The organism is Bacteroides luhongzhouii (genome assembly GCF_009193295.2).
In the GTDB taxonomy this organism is placed as follows: Bacteria; Bacteroidota; Bacteroidia; order Bacteroidales; family Bacteroidaceae; genus Bacteroides; species Bacteroides luhongzhouii.
In genome coordinates this window covers 5,080,683-5,097,304 of the sequence record NZ_CP059973.1, presented here as the reverse complement: position 1 = coordinate 5,097,304, position 16,622 = coordinate 5,080,683, and the positions used below count along the sequence as shown (strand labels likewise).

The following is a 16,622-nucleotide window of genomic DNA, read 5'->3' as shown; positions in this document are numbered from 1 at the left end:
TATCTTATGTGGCAAAGGTCGTCCATTCCCACTACCCCCCAAATAGCAATACTTCCGTATACCTTATCAATTTTTCCCTTCCTGTGTATTTCTGAATTGCACGGCGCTCTGTCCGGTCATATTTTTGAAGAAACGGCTGAATGAAGCCTGGTCTTCAAATCCCAGAATATCGGCAATTTCTTTGGCACTTTTGTTGCTGTAAAGCAGGAGACGTTTAGCTTCCGCTTCCACCCGTTCGTGGATAACCCGAAGCGGCGAAGGCAGTTTGCAGGTAGAAAAGATGTTCGATAGTGTCTTGGGAGATTTATGAAGCATATCGGCATAGTCCTGTACCTGTTTTTTTGTCCGGTAATGCTCGTCGACCAAGTTATAGTATTGGCGGACAATCTCGAAGCCGGATTCTTTTTCACGGGTGATATTCATGCGATGACGTGCAATCCGGGTACATTGAATAATGAAACGTTTCAGCAGGATGCGCAACATCTCTTCTTGCAGGCTGTCGGAAACAGTAAATTCGTTTTCCAGTGCTTCGGTAATAGTGTCGAGTTCTTTACGTTCTTTTTCATTCAGTGTGAAACGGATCAGGTGAGATGAGCCGTTGAACAGGAAACCGCTGCATGACACTTCATGGTCGTTGCCATAGATACAATAGAAATTGCTGTTGAACAACAAAGTCAGGTATTCGCCGTCAATCGATTTAAATTCGAGATGTTGCAGATGGGTGAGTGAAATCACTTCATCTTTGGTAAGCGTCATTTCCTGGTGGTCGATTTCTACCGTGATGCTTCCGTTGCGTACCCATATAAATTTATAAAGCCCTTTTTCTTTTTGCAGTGCTTTTTCTGTCAGATAAGAGTCTGTAAGTGCGAGTGTCCCTTTTAGTTTCGTGTGATATTGTTGTAACATAATTAATCCTCCATTGCTGATGCGTCAAATGATAATGGCAGTAGATCGCCTATACTTTTTACTTCGTAGATACATTCTTTGCCATATAATAGGATGCGGATGGGCTGTTTGTAACGCTTTTCCGTTTCCAGAATCACTTGCCGGCAAGCCCCGCAGGGAGGAATCGGATGGTCGATAAAGTCCTTTTCCGTTCGTGCCGCAATGGCAAGAGTGACAACCGGTTGGTCGGGATATTGAGAGTTGGCATAGAATAATGTAGTACGTTCTGCACAAAGTCCCGACGGATAGGCCGCATTTTCCTGATTGGTTCCTGTCACCACCGTCCCGTTGCCTAATAGCGCGGCGGCACCTACGGAGAAATGGGAGTACGGAGAATAACTACGAGCTGTTGCCTCCATGGCAGTCTTCATAAGTGCCCGATCGGCCTCATTCAACTCATCATATTGATATACTTTAATAATAGCGGTAATTGTGAGGTCTTTCATATACGTCAGGGTATTGGTTTCTACAATTAATGTTACAAAGTTAGGAAAGAGATTGATAATCCCAATTATTTTTCGGATTTTTGTGCCATCTAATCCACATCTGAATAAAAATGGAGAATAAACTGCATAGACTTATCTTTTTAACCGTCGTTTTCTTCTTTGCCGTAGGAGTGCAGGCGCAGAAGCGGAATGCCCGTTACATCGAATATATAAATAAGTATAGTGATTTGGCTGTTGAACAGATGAAGCTTCATAAGATTCCGGCTAGTATCACGCTGGCACAAGGATTGCTGGAAAGCGGTGCCGGATATAGCCAGTTGGCGCGAAAGAGCAACAACCATTTTGGTATTAAATGTGGAAGCAGCTGGCGGGGACGTACGGTTCGTCATGATGATGATGCACGCAACGAATGTTTCCGTGCTTATAAGCATCCCCGTGACTCTTACGAAGATCATTCCGACTTCCTTAGAAGAGGTGCCCGTTACGCCTTTCTTTTCAAACTCGATATTACCGACTATAAAGGCTGGGCGCGTGGACTGAAAAAAGCAGGCTATGCTACCGATCCTTCTTATGCTAACCGTCTGATTACAATTATCGAAGATTATGACCTGTATAAATACGACCGTAAGGGGGTATATTCGGAACGGAAACTGAAAAAGAATCCTTGGTTGATGAACCCGCATCAAGTGTATATCGCTAATGATATCGCTTATGTGGTAGCCCGCAACGGTGATACCTTTAAAGATTTAGGCAACGAATTTGATATTAGTTGGAAGAAACTTGTGAAGTACAACGACTTGCAGCGTGATTATACTCTGGTGGAAGGAGATATCATCTACCTGAAGAGCAAGAAGAAAAAGGCTTCCAAACCTTATACTGTATATGTTGTGAAGGATGGAGATTCCATGCATGGCATCTCTCAAAAATATGGTATCCGTCTCAAAAATCTGTATAAGATGAATCGTAAGGATGGTGAGTATGTTCCGGAGATAGGAGACCGTTTGCGTCTGCGATAGAGACTTCTCTCAAAAGTTTCGAATTTCGAAAACTTAATGACTCATTCATGTGTTATTATCTGGATAAAACATGATTAGAATATGAGTCTTAACATTGCAAAAACTAATAAGAAACGTGTCGTCATAGTAGGCGGTGGTTTCGGTGGCTTGAAACTGGCTAACAAGCTGAAAAAGTCAGGCTTTCAGGTCGTACTGATAGATAAAAACAACTATCATCAGTTTCCTCCTTTGATTTATCAGGTGGCCTCGGCCGGTATGGAGCCAACTTCCATCTCTTTCCCCTTCCGTAAAATATTCCAGCACCGGAAAGATTTCTATTTCCGTATGGCGGAAGTACGTGCCATTTTCCCGGAAAAGAATATGATTCAGACTTCCATCGGAAAAGCGGAATATGACTATCTGGTGTTAGCGGCAGGTACCACAACCAACTATTTCGGTAATAAACATATCGAAGAGGAAGCCATGCCAATGAAAAATGTGTCAGAAGCGATGGGATTGCGAAACGCTCTTTTGGCTAATCTGGAACGGGCGCTGACCTGTTCAACGAAACAGGAACAACAAGAACTACTGAATATCGTAATTGTAGGAGGTGGAGCAACCGGAATAGAAATAGCCGGAATACTTTCCGAGATGAAGAAATTCGTCTTGCCGAATGATTATCCTGATATGCCCAGCAGTCTGATGCATATCTATTTGATTGAAGCCGGGCCGCGATTGCTTGCTGGAATGTCGGAAGAATCTTCTGCACACGCTGAACAGTTTCTTCGTGAAATGGGAGTAAATATCCTGTTGAATAAACGTGTTGTGGATTATCGTGACCATAAAGTAGTACTTGAAGATGGTACAGAGATTGCCACGCGTACTTTTATTTGGGTGAGTGGTGTCACCGGTGTGACTATCGGCAATCTGGATGCCTCTTTGATTGGACGTGGAGGACGTATTAAAGTCGATTCATTCAACCGTGTAGAAGGGATGAGCAATGTGTTTGCTATTGGTGACCAATGTATTCAGTTGGCTGATGAGAATTACCCGAACGGGCATCCTCAACTGGCACAAGTGGCGATCCAGCAAGGAGAACTGCTGGCAAAGAATCTGATTCGTATAGAGAAAGGGCAGGAAATGAAACCTTTCCATTACCGCAATTTAGGTTCGATGGCGACTGTCGGGCGCAATCGTGCCGTGGCAGAGTTTAGTAAAGTAAAGATGCAGGGATGGTTTGCCTGGGTGATGTGGCTGGTTGTTCATCTGCGTTCTATCCTTGGAGTGCGTAATAAAGTCATTGTGCTCTTGAATTGGATCTGGAATTATTTCACTTACGATCAATCTATGCGTATGATTGTCTATGCCCGTAAAGCAAAAGAAATTCGTGATCGTGAAAAGCTGGAGGAGACTAATCATTGGGGAAAAGAACTGATACAGGAACCGAAGCAACACTCTCCGCAGGAGAGCCGGGAACCTTCCGGACAAGAGAAAAATAGTAAATGAGAAGTCATTATACCGTAGTTGACAATCCGTCATTATCCAGGTATACTGACATTCCGCCAATAAGTGGATAGATTCATATTCTGAACGGTAAATTCGTACAGGGTGTCCGATATCGGACACCCTTTGTTTTTTGTTATATTCTATTTATCAATCACTTACGGTTTTGGCATAGATTTGGTATATGAAATGCTAAATTGATACATGATAAAATCGTAAACGATCAGATATGGACAGAGAAATTCCTAAAGAAGTACGTCAGAAAGAGCGTAATAAGAAGATCATTCGTTATTCATCCATTGGAGCGGCAAGTATTATTGTCATTGGTGTACTTATATCTGTACTAAGGGCAGGAGTGGAGGCAAAAGATCTTGTCTTTTCCACAGTCGATAAAGGAGTTATTGAGGTAAGTGTCAGTGCTTCCGGCAAGGTGGTTCCTGCATTTGAAGAAATAATCAATTCTCCAATCAACAGTCGTATTCTTGAAGTCTATAAAAAAGGAGGAGATAGCGTAGATGTAGGTACTCCGATTCTGAAACTCGACCTTCAGAGTACGGAAACCGAATATAAAAAGTTGCTGGACGAAGAGCAGATGCGTCGGTATAAGCTCGATCAGCTTCGTGTCAATAATCAGACGAAGCTTTCCGATATGGCGATGCAGATCAAAGTTTCGGCTATGAAATTAAGCCGGATGAAGGTTGAGTTGAGAAATGAACACTATCTGGACAGTCTCGGTGCGGGAACAACGGATAAAGTGCGCCAGGCTGAATTGAGCTATAATGTTGCCCAGTTAGAGTACGAACAACTCCAGCAGCAATATAAAAATGAGAAGGAGGTGGCTGCTGCCGAACTGAAAGTGCAGGAACTTGATTTTAATATCTTCCGCAAGAGTCTCTCCGAAAAGAAACGTACTTTGGATGATGCGCAAATCCGTTCTCCGCGCAGAGCTATTCTTACCTATATTAATAACCAGATTGGTGCGCAGATTTCTGAAGGCGGGCAAGTCGCTATCATTTCCGATTTAAGTCATTTTAAGGTAGAAGGCGAGATTGCTGATACGTATGGCGACCGTGTGGCAGCCGGAGGAAAAGCAATTGTTAAGATAGGAAGCGATAAACTGGAAGGAACGGTCAGTAGTGTAACACCGTTATCCAAGAATGGCGTCATATCATTCACGGTTCAGTTGAAGGAAGATAATCACCGTCGTCTGCGCTCCGGATTGAAGACAGATGTTTATGTGATGAATGCTGTAAAGGAGGATGTGATGCGTGTTGCCAATGGCTCATTCTATGTTGGACGTGGTGAATACGAACTGTTTGTCTGCAACTCTGACGATGAACTGGCCAAACGTAAAATACAGTTGGGTGATTCAAACTTTGAATATGTAGAAGTTTTGAGTGGATTGCAACCGGGTGACAGGGTAGTGGTAAGCGATATGAGTGCATATAAGAACAAGAATAAGTTGAAGATCAAATAAATTAAATACTAGAAGTTATGATAACATTGAACTCTCTTTCCAAAATCTACCGTACTGATGAGATTGAAACGGTAGCGTTGGAAAATGTGAATCTGACGGTAGAACGTGGGGAATTCTTAAGTATAATGGGACCTTCCGGGTGTGGAAAATCTACGTTGTTGAATATAATGGGATTACTTGACACACCTACTATGGGAATGGTAGAAATCAATGGGATACGTACCGAAGGGATGAAAGACAAAGAATTGGCCGTTTTTCGTAATAAAACGCTTGGTTTTGTGTTTCAGTCTTTCCATTTGATTAATTCGTTAAATGTTATGGATAATGTGGAGCTGCCTTTACTTTATCGTCGTGTTGGCAGTAGTGAGCGAAAGCGGTTGGCACAAGAGGTATTGGAAAAAGTAGGGTTAAGTCATCGTATGAGACATTTTCCTACACAACTTTCCGGTGGTCAGTGCCAACGTGTGGCTATTGCCCGTGCTATTATCGGTAATCCCGAAATAATCCTTGCCGATGAGCCGACAGGTAACTTGGATTCAAAGATGGGAGCCGAAGTGATGGAGCTGCTTCACCGGTTGAATAAAGAAGATGGACGCACCATCGTCATGGTCACCCATAATGAAGAACAGGCGAAGCAGACTTCGCGTACCATTCGTTTTTTTGACGGACGACAAGTGCAGTAGAACCTGCGTTTTATACATGAAACTAAATAGAAAAACAAATTGATATATCTCTAAATTAAAAACCACCATGACAAAGAATATTTTCATCGTTGCGATAGCTATCCTGTTAAGTGCTGCTTTTTGTTCGCTATCAGCACAAAATGTGAGTAAAGATTATAATGTAGGCGACTTTTCTGCCATCAACCTGCAATCTGTCGGAAATATTATTTTCGCTCAATCGGCAGAATGTACCTGCCGTTTGGAAGGACCTTCCGAATTTGTAGAGAAAACCCGGGTAACGGTGAAGAACGGTACACTGGTTATCGATTATAAAGAGAAGAATGCAAAGAATGTCAAGAATCTGATTTTTTACATAACTGCTCCCGATTTGAGTAAAGTGAAAATCGACGGGGTAGGGAACTTTGATGCAAAGGAAAAATTGAATCTTAAAAATATAGCTTTCAAACTTGACGGAGTGGGAAATTGCAACGTGAAAAATCTTCATTGCGATGAACTGAAACTCGATGTCGATGGAGTAGGCAATATGAAAATGAATGTTGACTGTGGTATTATCAAGGCTAAAGTGGATGGAGTAGGAAATATCACTTTATCGGGTAAGGCTGATACTGCTTTCTTTAAAAAGGATGGTGTTGGTAAAATCAATCACAAAAACCTGAAATGTAAGGATATAACAAAGAAGGGCTGGAATTTCTAATGTGGAACGTTCTTTGACGAACTCCTGTGGAACCTAATCGAAAAAGAATAAAAAAGACGGGTAAGAAATATACTGAACTCTATACTGGTAACGATAATGATAAAACTCTATTTTAAACAAGCATTCCATCTGTTGGGAGAAAATAAACTGCTTTCTTCTATTTCCATTATTGGTACAGCTTTGGCTATTGCTATGATAATGGTGATCGTGATTACTTTACGTGCGACTATTACTCCCTTTGCGCCGGAAACCCATCGTGACCGGATGCTCATTTTCCGGTTTGCCGGACTTCAAAGTAAGTCCAATGTGAATAGGCAAAGCAATGGCCCTATCGGATACAATACGGCAAAGGCTTGTTTCAAAGCAATGACAACTCCCGAAGTTGTTTCCATTACTAACATTTTACGGGAAACAATGCTGGCCGCTAAACCGGCAGGTGAGATGAAAAGTTGTAGTGTGTTGCAAACAGACGATGCCTTCTGGAAAATATTTGAATTTGAGTTTCTATCCGGCAAACCATACGATAATGCCGATTTTGATGCCGGAGCAGCAAAAGCTGTGATTTCCGAAGATATGGCTCGCCACCTGTTCGGGACATCAGAAGTGGTTGGAAAAACATTCCTTCTGAATCATTCTGCCTATATTGTTTGCGGAGTGGTACGTCCGGTCTCTAAACTGGCGAAGTACGCTTATGCGCAAGCCTGGATTCCTTTGAGTTCAACAAATGCCTTTACAGAAACTTGGGGCAATGACGATATCATGGGCATGACTGCCGTTTACATTCTGGCTAAATCAAAAGACGATTTTCCGGCTATTCATCAGGAAGCAGACCGCTTGCGGGCTATCTTTATGGCAGGGCATCCCAATTTCGATTTACTCTATCGTGGACAGCCTGATACTTATTTCGTAGCCGCGCAACGCTATTCCGCCAACAATCCTCCGGCTGTGAAAGAAGCAGTACGGCAATACATACTGACATTACTTGTCTTGTTGATTGTCCCTGCCGTCAACTTGTCCGGACTCACTTTGTCACGTATGCGTAAGCGTATTTCTGAAATAGGAGTGAGAAAAGCCTTTGGTGCACCCAGACGGGAGCTTATGATGCAGGTATTGTCCGAAAATATGCTTTATTCCCTGTTCGGGGGAATTCTCGGACTGGTATTAAGTTATGTTGCCGCCTTCCTTTTGGGAGGAATGCTTTTCTCCATAGACTTTGTATCCAATGGGGTGGAAGATTTGCGGACCATGTGTGTCGACTTACTGTTTGACCCTGTCATGTTCCTATTGGCATTTCTGGCTTGCTTCTTGCTCAATTTGCTAAGTGCCGCCATTCCGGCATGGAAAGTAACTCGCACCAATATTGTGGATGCCATCAACGAAAGATAATTCTTCAACTCATTAATTCTAAAGAAAATGCAACTATTAAAACAAATATGGAATGAACGCCGGTCAAACGGATGGTTATGGTCAGAACTATTAATTGTTTTTGTTGTCCTGTGGTATGTGGTCGACTGGACGTATGTGACGGCGCGTACTTATTACGAGCCAGTAGGATTTGATATTACCGATACGTATTATTTAGAGCTAAGTCTGAAAAACGACAAGAGTGATTCCTATCTTTCGAAAGAGCAAAAGAGTACAACTTTAGGACAAGATATCATCGAGTTGGCCAATCGTCTCCGGAGGTTGCCGGAAGTGGAAGCTGTTTCTGTATCCAGCAATTCGCGTCCCTATATTGGAAATAATTCCGGCATAATGCTGCGTCTTGATACATTGGTTAGTAACCCGTTGCAGCGGGTGATGACTCCCGGTTTTTTTCAGGTATTTCGTTATCAAAGTACCGATGGACGCGGTTATCAGCCATTGGTGCAGGCTTTAGAAAATGGCAATGTGGTAGTCGGTGAAAATTTCTGGCCCAAAAAATATAAAGGAGACCGCATGCTGTTGGGTAAGGAAGTAGTTGAAGTGGATGATTCTACGGAAGTATATAAAATAGGAGCTTTGTCAACGAAGGTACGTTATAATGACTTCTGGGCTAATTATAGTGATCGATATGTGGCTATTGCTTTTACGGAAAAGGAAATGGCGAAACTGGAAGGAGAATTTTATCCTTCAAATATAGAAGTATGTCTGCGCGTGAAACCAGGGACCTCCCAAGACTTTGCGGAATATTTGATGAAATTGTCCGCCAACCAGTTGAGTGTCGGTAACTTATTCATCCTGAAAGTGCATGATTATGAAGATATACGAAATGACTTCCAGCAAGAGAGCTATAACCAGGTACAGGTACGTTTCTGGATGATGGGCTTCTTATTACTCAATATCCTGCTGGGTATTGTCGGCACATTCTGGTTTCGTACGCAACACCGTCGTGCCGAGTCTGCGCTTCGTATAGCAGTCGGGTCCAGTCGGATGCAGCTTTGGCAGCGTTTGAATAAAGAAGGACTACTATTATTGACTCTGGCCGCTTTGCCTGCCGCCGCCATATGTTATAATATAGGCTATCTGGAATTGACTGGAGGGGTTATAGAGTGGGGAGTAGTGCGTTTTCTAATCACGTTTATTATAACCTACTTCCTGATGGCTTTGATGATTCTCATTGGTATTTGGTTTCCTGCTCGTCAGGCAATCCGCATACAGCCTGCCGAAGCGTTACGCGAAGAATAAAAAACTTAGGCTATCTATTTGTTTTCAATAGATTTAACGTATCTTTGTCGGCATAATATTGAAAACACCGCAGGTTTTAATTATATGAATCGACGCTACTATTGTATGTTTATAGTTCTGTTTTTTGCTGTTCTTACTCAGGCGGTGGCAGCGGAACGTACATTCAATATCCTTTTTATACAGTCTTACACCTCGCAGACCCCTTGGCATAGTGATCTTAATCAGGGCTTGGCAAAAGGATTTAAAGAGAGTGGCCTGAAGGTGAACATAACAACGGAATATCTTGATGCAGATTTTTGGACATTCAATTCCGAGAAAGTAATCATGCGTCGTTTTTGTCAGCGTGCCCGCGACAGGCAGACAGATTTGATTGTAACAGCGAGTGATGAAGCTTTTTATACCCTTTTTGCATGTGGGGATTCATTGCCTTTACAGATTCCGGTAGTGTTTTTCGGTATTAAGTATCCCGACACGAAATTGATTAACACTCATCCCAATGTTTGCGGATTCACTGCCAATCCGGATTTCGATGTTATATTACGTCAGGCACAAAAGATATTTCCCCGGCGGAAAGAAGTTGTTTGTGTGATAGATAACAGCTTTTTAAGCAACAAAGGGCTTGAAGATTTTGAGGAGGAGTGGAAAATCTTTCAGAAAGACAACCCGGATTATAGGATGAAAATCTATAATACCCAAAATCATACGACTAGTCATATCATTGCCGCAATTTGTTACCCTCGTAACAGCTACGAGCGTTTGGTCGTTGCTCCTAAATGGTCGCCTTTCCTTTCATTCGTAGGTAAAAACTCAAAAGCGCCCGTATTTTCAACTCAGAATGTGGGACTGACTAATGGCGTGTTTGGTGCTTATGATGCCGACAGCTATACATCAGCATTATTGGCAGCTCAAAGAGCAGCTTTGATTTTGAAAGGTACATCTCCCAAGGACATAGGAGTGACGGAAATTACACAGGGATTCATCTATGATTACAAGCAATTAGATTTTTTCCATGTCGATCCTGATAAAGTATCCTCTAGCGGAACCATAGTCAATGAACCATATTGGGAGAAATATAAATACCTTTTTATACTTCTTTATCCGTCTATCCTCGCATTGTTGATAGCCTCTATCGTGTGGCTGATGCGTGCCAACCGGCGTGAATCCAAACGACGGATTCAGGCACAGACCCGCTTGCTGGTACAGAACAAACTGGTGGAACAGCGTAATGAGTTCGATAATGTATTTCATTCTATCCGTGATGGTGTGATAACGTATGATACTGATTTGCATATTCATTTCACAAACCGTTCCTTATTACAAATGCTTCACTTGCCGTATGAGTCAGGTGGGCGTTTTTATGAAGGAATGATGGCAGGCAGTATCTTCAAGATATATTATAACGGTCGGGACATTCTTCATAGAATGCTGAAGCAGGTAGCTTCAAAAGGAGAAAGTGTGAAGATACCTCAGGGAGCTTTCATGAAAGAAGTGCATAGTGATAAGTACTTCCCGGTGTCGGGGGAAATTGTTCCGATCCGTTCAAAGGATGTGATTACCGGCATGGCACTTTCTGCGCGGAATATTTCGGATGAAGAAATGCAGAAACGTTTCTTTGATATGGCAGTGGACGAAAGCTCCATATATCCGTGGCAGTTTGATATGGAAACGAACTGTTTCATTTTCCCGCAAGGTTTCTTGAAACGGCTTGGATACGATGAATCGGTTACTACCATCCCCCGTGATGAAATGGATCGCACTATCCATCCTGAAGATCTGAAAGAAATAAGTCCGTTGTTTGATAGAGCATTGACAGGGGAAGATTCCAATACCCGTCTGAACTTCCGTCAGCGAAATGTCAACGGAGAGTATGAATGGTGGGAATACCGTTCTTCCGTAATCACGGGGTTGACACAAGATTCATTGTACAATATATTAGGTGTTTGTCAGAGTATTCAGCGATATAAGACTGCCGAGCAGGAGATGAGAGAGGCTCGTGATAAAGCCCTCCAGGCTGACAAACTGAAATCGGCGTTCCTTGCCAACATGAGTCACGAGATTCGGACTCCGCTGAATGCAATTGTAGGTTTCTCCGATTTGCTAAGCGATACGAGTGGTTTTACAGGAGAAGAGATTGCCCAGTTTATCGGAACCATTAATAAGAATTGCGGCCTGTTGTTGGCTTTGATTAATGATATTCTTGATTTGTCACGTATCGAATCGGGAACCATGGAATTTATGTTCGCCGAGCATAACCTGCCGCTGTTATTAAAGACCGTCCATGATTCTCAACGTTTGAATATGCCACCGGGAGTAGAGCTGGTGTTACGTATGCCCGAAAGTGATAAGAAATATCTCACAACAGATAATGTACGTTTGCAGCAAGTCGTGAATAATCTGATAAATAACGCTGCTAAATTTACGAGTAGCGGTTTCATTACTTTCGGCTATGAAGATGATGAAGTTCCCGACTACACCCGCATCTTTGTGGAGGATACCGGAGTCGGTATTTCTAAAGAAGGTATCCGTCATATATTCGAACGATTCTATAAAGTCGATAATTTTACGCAAGGAGCAGGTTTGGGATTAAGTATTTGCCAGACCATCGTCGAACGTCTGGATGGCACCATCTCTGTCACCTCCGAAGTAGGTAAAGGCACTCGTTTCACAGTGCGCCTTCCTAACTACTGCGAATAATCGGACGTTCACTTTTGGGCATAGTGTCCGAAAATGAACACCTTCCTTATTTTCTAATCTGTTGATAATAAAAACTTTACTTTTTTGGCACATCGTTTGATTCTCTCATAGTGGAAAATACTGTGCATGATGAAAAAGAAAAGTATATTGTTTGCTCTTGTTGCCGTTTGCCTGCCGTTGGTATTGTCGGCACAGAAGGAAAGGAAAATAACCTTGAATGAAGCTATTGCTATGGCGCGTGCTCAATCTGTTGACGCTGCTGTTGCCTTGAATGAATTGAAAACGGCCTATTGGGAATTCCGTACCTTTCGTGCCGATCTTCTGCCAGAAGTCAATCTGACCGGAACCCTGCCTAATTATAACAAATCATATAGCTCCTATCAAAATTCGGACGGTTCTTATGGTTTCGTTCGTAATAACACATTGGGGCTTACCGGCGATCTTTCCATCGACCAAAATATCTGGCTTACCGGTGGCAAACTCTCGCTGACTTCCTCTCTCGACTATATCAAGCAATTGGGAGCCGGAGGAGACCGTCATTTTATGTCGGTTCCTGTTACATTGCAACTCACACAACCCATCTTTGGAGTCAATAATATAAAGTGGAACAGACGTATCGAACCGGTTCGTTATGCCGAAGCAAAAGCTGCTTTTATCACTGCTACCGAAGAAGTGACGATGCGTGCCATCACCTATTACTTTAATCTTTTGTTGGCAAAAGAAAATCTTGGCACGGCGAAACAGAATCAGACAAACGCCGACCACCTTTATGAAGTAGCCCTTGCCAAACGTAAAATGGGACAGATCTCCGAGAATGAACTCTTGCAGTTGAAACTTTCCGCCTTAAATGCAAAAGCAGCATTGACGGAAGCAGAGAGTGATCTCAATGCCAAGATGTTCCAGCTCCGTGCATTTTTGGGAGTAGGGGAGGATGAAGTTCTTAGTCCTGTTCTTCCCGAAGCTGTGGATGGTCCGAAGATGGAGTATAATCAGGTGTTAAATAAAGCATTGGAACGTAATTCATTCGCACAGAATATCCGTCGTCGCCAGTTGGAAGCCGATTATGAAGTAGCTACCGCACGCGGAAATTTGCGTAGTGTCGATTTGTTTGCAAGCGTAGGATATACGGGTGAGAACCGGAATTTTCCAGCTGTTTACAGGAATTTGCAGGATAATCAGATTGTTCAGGTAGGCGTTAAGATTCCGATTCTCGATTGGGGAAAACGTCGTGGGAAAGTACGGGTAGCCAAGAGTAATCGGGATGTAGTGCTTTCAAAGATTCGTCAGGAACAGATAAACTTCAATCAGGATATTTTCCTGTTGGTGGAGCATTTCAATAATCAGGCACAACAATTGGACATAGCCAAAGAAGCCGATGCGATAGCCCAGCAACGATATAAAACAAGTATTGAAACTTTCCTGATAGGTAAAATCAATACCTTGGATTTGAATGATGCGCAGAACTCTAAAGATGATGCGAGGCAGAAACATATTTCCGAACTTTATTATTATTGGTATTACTATTATCAGATTCGCAGTCTGACGCTATGGGATTTTCGTACCAATACCGAACTTGAAGCTGATTTTGATGAAATCATCCGGCAATAAAAAGGGTAGAGAAAAGCTTTTGAATTTTATGGAGGAACTTGTTGGAAATAGTATTATTTTGTGGAAAATCTTAAATACAATAATAAGATAACAGTTTTATTACGTAACTTGTATTATTGAGGCGTGTATTCCGTGATTTATATATCAATCATTTGGTAGCTAACTATTTATTAGTACCTTTGAAGTGTGAGAAAAAGTTGTTAATTGACTGGGCAAAACTCAAATTGAACTATGATTCTGATAATTGATGATGATAGCGCAGTGCGTTCTTCGCTTAGCTTCATGTTGAAGCGGGCAGGATATGAAGCACAGACCGTTCCCGGTCCACGGGAAGCTATAGAAGTAGTGCGTTCCGTAGCTCCGGATTTAATCCTGATGGATATGAACTTCACTCTTTCTACAACGGGTGAGGAGGGTTTAACCCTGCTTAAACAAGTAAAAATATTCCGTCCTGAAACACCAGTGATATTGATGACCGCTTGGGGAAGTATCCAGCTTGCCGTGCAAGGAATGCAGGCAGGAGCTTTTGATTTCATTACGAAGCCCTGGAATAATGCCGCCTTGTTGCAACGTATCGAAACGGCACTCCAACTTTCGGGCACTCCACAGGAACCAACACTGGAACAGAGTGATTCTTTCAACCGCAGCCACATCATCGGGCGTAGCCAGGGATTGATGGATGTGTTGAACACGATTGCCCGCATAGCAAAGACTAATGCCTCTGTTCTCATTACAGGAGAAAGTGGAACCGGTAAAGAATTGATAGCCGAAGCCATTCATATCAACAGTCAGCGTGCCAAACACCCCTTTGTGAAAGTGAATCTTGGAGGTATCTCTCAAAGCCTGTTCGAAAGTGAAATGTTCGGGCATAAGAAAGGAGCTTTTACCGATGCTTCCGCAGACCGTATCGGACGTTTTGAAATGGCAAACAAAGGGACGATTTTTCTGGATGAAATAGGAGATCTCGATCTTTCATGCCAAGTGAAGTTACTGCGTGTATTGCAGGATCAGACCTTTGAAGTGCTCGGTGACAGCCGTCCGCGAAAGACGGATATCCGGGTAGTATCGGCCACCAATGCCGATTTGCGCAAGATGGTGGGCGAACGTACTTTTCGTGAAGACCTCTTTTATCGTATCAATCTGATAACAGTGAAATTACCTGCCCTGCGCGAACGTCGTGAAGATATTCCCTTGCTGGCACGTCACTTTGCCGACCGTCAGGCGGTAACCAACGGATTGCCTCGTACGGAATTCTCTGCCGATGCTATGCAATTCTTGAGCCGTTTGCCCTATCCGGGGAATATTCGTGAATTGAAGAACTTGGTGGAACGTACCATTTTGGTAAGTGGTAAACCGCTTCTCGATGCTTCCGACTTCGATGCGCAGTATATTCGCCACGATGGTGCAAGAGTAACTGAAGGCACGGCTCTGGCCGGTATGACTTTGGATGAAATAGAACGCCGGACCATTCTCCAGGCGTTGGAACGTTACAAAGGAAATTTGAGTCAGGTAGCTACAGCATTGGGTATCAGTCGTGCAGCACTCTACCGCCGTCTCGAAAAATATAATATAACAGTGTGACAGATTAACCGTTAACCACAAGATAACGTGCGTATAAAAGGATTTTTTTACATCTTGGTCTTTTTGCTGCTGGCATTAGGTAGTGTATTGCTGTTCCTTTCCAGTCAACTGAATGCAATCTTTTTCTACATAGGGGAGGGGCTGATACTTTTCATCCTCATTTATCTGACCTTTTTCTATCGTAAGATCGTGAAGCCGTTGAATACAATCGGAAGTGGTATGGAACTGTTGCGTGAACAGGATTTCAGTAGCCGTCTTAGCCCTGTAGGTCAATATGAAGCCGACCGTGTGGTGAATATCTTCAACCGCATGATGGAACAGCTCAAGAATGAACGTCTCCGCCTGCGTGAACAGAATAATTTTCTCGATTTGTTGATTAAAGCTTCTCCGATGGGAGTGATTATAACTTCTTTGGATGAAGACCTTTCAGAATTGAATCCGATGGCTTTGAAGATGCTGGGTGTCCGTTTGGAAGACGTACAAGGCAAGAAGATGAAAGAGATTGATTCTCCGTTAGCACTGGAATTGGCCGACCTGCCGAAAGGAGAGACGGTAACCGTCCGTCTGAACGACTCGAATATCTACCGGTGCACTCATTCTTCATTTGTTGATCGTGGATTTCAGCATCCCTTCTACTTGGTAGAAACCCTCACCGACGAAGTGATGAAAGCGGAAAAGAAAGCCTATGAGAAAGTGATCCGCATGATTGCCCACGAAGTGAACAACACGACTGCCGGCATTACTTCCACACTGGATACGGTAGAACAAGCCCTTTCCTGCGAAGAAGGAATGGAAGACATCTGCGACGTGATGCGTGTATGTACCGACCGTTGTTTCTCGATGAGTCGTTTCATTACCCGCTTTGCCGATGTGGTGAAAATCCCCGAGCCGACACTTTCTTCTGTCAACCTGAATGATTTGGTTTTCACCTGCAAGCGGTTTATGGAAGGAATGTGCAATGACCGTCGCATCACCCTCCGCATGGAAATAGACGAAAGCATGAAAGATGTGATGCTGGATGCCGCTTTGTTTGAACAAGTACTTGTGAATATCATCAAGAATGCTGCGGAAAGCATTGAAACCGATGGGGAAATAATAGTCCGCACCCTCGCTCCGGCCACTGTTGAAGTGATAGATAACGGTCAGGGAATCAGCAAAGAAACAGAAGCTAAACTGTTCAGTCCTTTCTTCTCCACCAAACCGAACGGTCAGGGAATCGGACTCATCTTTATTCGCGAAGTGCTGATGCGTCATGGATGCACATTCTCTTTGCGAACCTATGCCGACGGACTGACCCGATTCCGTATTATTTTCCCCTAATTGTGTCAA

Annotated in this window: 13 protein-coding genes; 11 read left to right on the top strand and 2 right to left on the bottom strand. The window is 43.1% G+C overall.

The annotated features are described in order from the left end of the window. Positions 1-66: 66 nt before the first annotated feature. A complete protein-coding gene (locus GD631_RS19435) occupies positions 67-906 on the bottom strand; it encodes an AraC family transcriptional regulator (RefSeq protein ID WP_008025757.1) in 840 nt (279 codons plus the stop codon). 2 nt (positions 907-908) lie between these two features. Continuing rightward, on the bottom strand, positions 909-1,391 hold the full coding sequence (cdd, locus tag GD631_RS19430; RefSeq protein WP_143259503.1) for a cytidine deaminase: 483 nt from the start codon (positions 1,389-1,391) through the stop codon (positions 909-911). 110 nt (positions 1,392-1,501) lie between these two features. On the opposite strand from cdd, the gene GD631_RS19425 reads away from it, so the two are divergent. The 11 genes from GD631_RS19425 (at position 1,502) to GD631_RS19375 (ending at position 16,613) form a co-directional block, all read left to right on the top strand. Then, positions 1,502-2,407 carry a glucosaminidase domain-containing protein gene (locus GD631_RS19425; protein ID WP_143259504.1) on the top strand — a complete coding sequence of 302 codons (906 nt, stop codon included), beginning with the start codon at positions 1,502-1,504 and terminating at the stop codon, positions 2,405-2,407. 81 nt (positions 2,408-2,488) lie between these two features. Beyond that, positions 2,489-3,892 carry an NAD(P)/FAD-dependent oxidoreductase gene (locus GD631_RS19420; protein WP_143259505.1) on the top strand — a complete coding sequence of 468 codons (1,404 nt, stop codon included), beginning with the start codon at positions 2,489-2,491 and terminating at the stop codon, positions 3,890-3,892. 226 nt (positions 3,893-4,118) lie between these two features. Then, positions 4,119-5,366, top strand: a complete 1,248-nt coding sequence (locus GD631_RS19415; protein ID WP_143259506.1) for an efflux RND transporter periplasmic adaptor subunit — start codon at positions 4,119-4,121, stop codon at positions 5,364-5,366. Between the two features lie 17 nt (positions 5,367-5,383). After that, the gene (locus GD631_RS19410; protein ID WP_143259507.1) at positions 5,384-6,049 is read left to right on the top strand and encodes an ABC transporter ATP-binding protein; all 666 of its coding nucleotides are present in this window, start codon (positions 5,384-5,386) and stop codon (positions 6,047-6,049) included. Between the two features lie 67 nt (positions 6,050-6,116). Beyond that, the gene (locus GD631_RS19405; RefSeq protein WP_143259508.1) at positions 6,117-6,743 is read left to right on the top strand and encodes a GIN domain-containing protein; all 627 of its coding nucleotides are present in this window, start codon (positions 6,117-6,119) and stop codon (positions 6,741-6,743) included. A 96-nt stretch (positions 6,744-6,839) separates the two neighbouring features. Beyond that, a complete protein-coding gene (locus GD631_RS19400; RefSeq protein ID WP_143259509.1) occupies positions 6,840-8,129 on the top strand; it encodes an ABC transporter permease in 1,290 nt (429 codons plus the stop codon). Positions 8,130-8,156: 27 nt separating this feature from the next. Beyond that, positions 8,157-9,410, top strand: a complete 1,254-nt coding sequence (locus GD631_RS19395; RefSeq protein WP_143259510.1) for an ABC transporter permease — start codon at positions 8,157-8,159, stop codon at positions 9,408-9,410. Positions 9,411-9,494: 84 nt separating this feature from the next. Next, positions 9,495-12,104, top strand: coding sequence for a PAS domain-containing sensor histidine kinase (locus GD631_RS19390; protein ID WP_143259511.1), 2,610 nt, complete (start codon positions 9,495-9,497; stop codon positions 12,102-12,104). 129 nt (positions 12,105-12,233) lie between these two features. Next, complete coding sequence (locus GD631_RS19385; protein WP_143259706.1) at positions 12,234-13,712, top strand: TolC family protein; 1,479 nt, start codon at positions 12,234-12,236, stop codon at positions 13,710-13,712. 231 nt (positions 13,713-13,943) lie between these two features. Continuing rightward, the gene (locus GD631_RS19380; protein WP_143259512.1) at positions 13,944-15,293 is read left to right on the top strand and encodes a sigma-54-dependent transcriptional regulator; all 1,350 of its coding nucleotides are present in this window, start codon (positions 13,944-13,946) and stop codon (positions 15,291-15,293) included. Between the two features lie 27 nt (positions 15,294-15,320). Then, positions 15,321-16,613, top strand: a complete 1,293-nt coding sequence (locus GD631_RS19375; protein ID WP_143259513.1) for a sensor histidine kinase — start codon at positions 15,321-15,323, stop codon at positions 16,611-16,613. The last annotated feature ends 9 nt before the right edge of the window (positions 16,614-16,622 follow it).